3 protein-coding genes are annotated in these 2,292 nt (G+C 42.1%); all 3 read right to left on the bottom strand.

The genetic code is table 11. The features are described 5' to 3' along the window. Nucleotides 1-97: 97 nt before the first annotated feature. Genes tnpC through EKM98_RS11925 form a run of 3 tightly spaced genes read right to left on the bottom strand, consistent with a single transcriptional unit; the run spans nucleotide 98 to nucleotide 2,206 of the window. Entirely contained in the window at nucleotides 98-1,606 is a 1,509-nt protein-coding gene (gene tnpC / locus EKM98_RS11935) for an IS66 family transposase (protein ID WP_068222405.1), read from the bottom strand. Nucleotides 1,607-1,659: 53 nt separating this feature from the next. Beyond that, nucleotides 1,660-2,034: an IS66 family insertion sequence element accessory protein TnpB gene (gene tnpB, locus EKM98_RS11930; RefSeq protein ID WP_068222408.1), complete on the bottom strand. Its 375-nt coding sequence runs from the start codon at nucleotides 2,032-2,034 to the stop codon at nucleotides 1,660-1,662. After that, complete coding sequence (locus EKM98_RS11925; protein ID WP_068222411.1) at nucleotides 2,024-2,206, bottom strand: hypothetical protein; 183 nt, start codon at nucleotides 2,204-2,206, stop codon at nucleotides 2,024-2,026. Before EKM98_RS11925 ends, tnpB begins: the two co-directional genes overlap by 11 nt. Nucleotides 2,207-2,292 lie beyond the last annotated feature (86 nt).

The following is a 2,292-nucleotide window of genomic DNA, read 5'->3' as shown; positions in this document are numbered from 1 at the left end:
GTAAGCAGTAAATAATCGACCGTTTAAAAAAGGCAAACCGGCTTCTCGAAATTGAGAAATCGGTTTGTCTTTTACATTACGCCACTATTTCTGGCTTCTATTCATTTGACGCTTTATTTCTATCTTGATGTCTTGCCCCAGAATAATTCCATGGTAAATAACCCTCTAGCTGGGCCAAATCGGTGAAACTAGGGTGTTGGGGCATTGTTTTTAATAAATAGGTGATATAGCCTCGCGGATCAAGCCCGTTAGCTTTAGCACTTTCCACTAAAGTTAACCAAATAGCCGTTGATCTTGCGCCTGCTTGGCTGGTACTGAAGAGCCAGTTCTTTCGACCAATCACCAGGCTCTTCATATTGCGCTCCGCCGCATTATTACTCCAGTCCATGATACCAACGTTGACTAGCCGCTCTAGTGTAGATCGTTGATCGATCGCGTAAGTGACGGCTTTACCCAAACGTGATTTAGGTAATACGTCGGCCGAATCGATCCACTGCCAGAATCGCTTCAATAATTTACGCACTTTACTACGGCGTCTTCGACGACGTACCCGGGGCGAAAAATGTTGCCATTGACGCTCCAAGGCAAACATCTCGTCAATTAGCGCTAAGGGAACACTGCTAATTGGCTTACCATTAGCTTGGGTGGCATCGTAAAACTTACGGCGCACATGCGCCCAACAACCGATACGCGTAACACTATTTTCTAACAGATTATAGCCGGTATAGCCATCACACTGCAGGATGCCGGTAAAGTTCCGATATAACTTTTGCGCAAAGGTTCCTGAACGCGTACTGCCATAAGCATAAAAAATGATTTGCTGCGGACTTTGTTTTACTGTTCTAGCCACCCACATATATGATTTAGCGGCTGCTGTTTTACCAGGCTCACGTAACACCTGCATCGGTGTTTCGTCACCCTGTAAATAACGTTGGTTGCTGAGTCGCTGCTGTAATAAATTATAAATTGGTTCGACCAACTGACTCGTTTTGATAATCCAGTTTGAGATTGTTGCCTCTGATAACGCAATACCCAAGCGCTGCCAATCTGCTAACTGTCGGTATAGTGGTGTTGCCAATAGAAACTTTTTATGAATGATCTCCGCGACTAACGAAGCCGAGGCGAGACTATGCGGAATTAAAGCGACTGGCGTTTGGGCTTGCACCAAATGAGCGCTGCCAGCTTCAAGCTCACATTCAGAACACTTATAGGTTTGCGTATAAATATGTTCTCGATAAAGTTTGGCCGGAATGAAATGCACCTCTTCACGAACAAACTTTTTCCCAACCGGTGTCAACTCGTGCCCATAGGCACATTGTTGCGTTGGTAGATCAATAACAGTTTCTCTTACTGGTAAATCACGACTTAGAGTTTCTTGCCGTGTCTTTTTGCGCTTTTTCTTTGCCGGTACTTGATCTGCGTCGCTTTGTTGGCCAGGTTGCTCTGGCGTGATAAAAACACCGTCATTACCTTCTAGTAGTGACAGTTGGTTAGGATCAATTTGTTCTGATTTTTGACCGTAAATTTTTTTAGTCAAGTAGGCAACCATTTCAGTTAGTTCCGCGACTTGCTTACGTAGCGCTATAATTTCTTCTTCGGGTGTCATTAGCTTTATCCACTCAATCCGTATTTGTTGAATTGAGTTTACCATGTCTTACACTAATTTGGATAGTTATTTTTTCTTCTTTCATGTCCAGGCGGACATGTTTGATGAATTGTCGCGTCTAATGACCAACCACTGAGTAATCGTGTCAACTGTTTAGAATTTAATTTACGGAGTGCATTCTGATCAGTCGGCCATTGAAGTCGACCGTTTTCGATCCGCTTATAAAGTAATAAAAAACCATCACCGTCCCAAAATAAGGCCTTAAAACGGTCTTTTCTGGTTCCACAGAATAAATATAAGGCGCGATTGTACGGATCTAAATCAAATTGATCTTGGATAACACCAGCTAAACCATCGATTCCCCGACGTAAATCGGTTTTTCCACAAACTAAAAAGACCTGTTGAATCTGTCGTTGATCAATTATCACCAGCGAACACCGCCTTTAAAACTGCCTCTAAAATATAGTTGTTAATTCGATTGTAAACTACGACCGATTTATTAGCATCAACTCTAATTTGCAGGGCTTTTGTTGCCATAGTAGATCGCGATTGAGAACCAGAATGATCCATTTTAATTTGAACAATATCCGGTTTATCCAATAAAAATCACCTCACCAATTATTTGATGAGGCAATCATAACTTGAATTAAATTATTTTTGAAGTCGGTCAGTTATTTACTGCTTAC

This window comes from Loigolactobacillus iwatensis (assembly GCF_003950295.1).
Classification (GTDB): Bacteria; Bacillota; Bacilli; order Lactobacillales; family Lactobacillaceae; genus Loigolactobacillus; species Loigolactobacillus iwatensis.
This window is presented reverse-complemented; position numbering and strand designations above follow the sequence as displayed.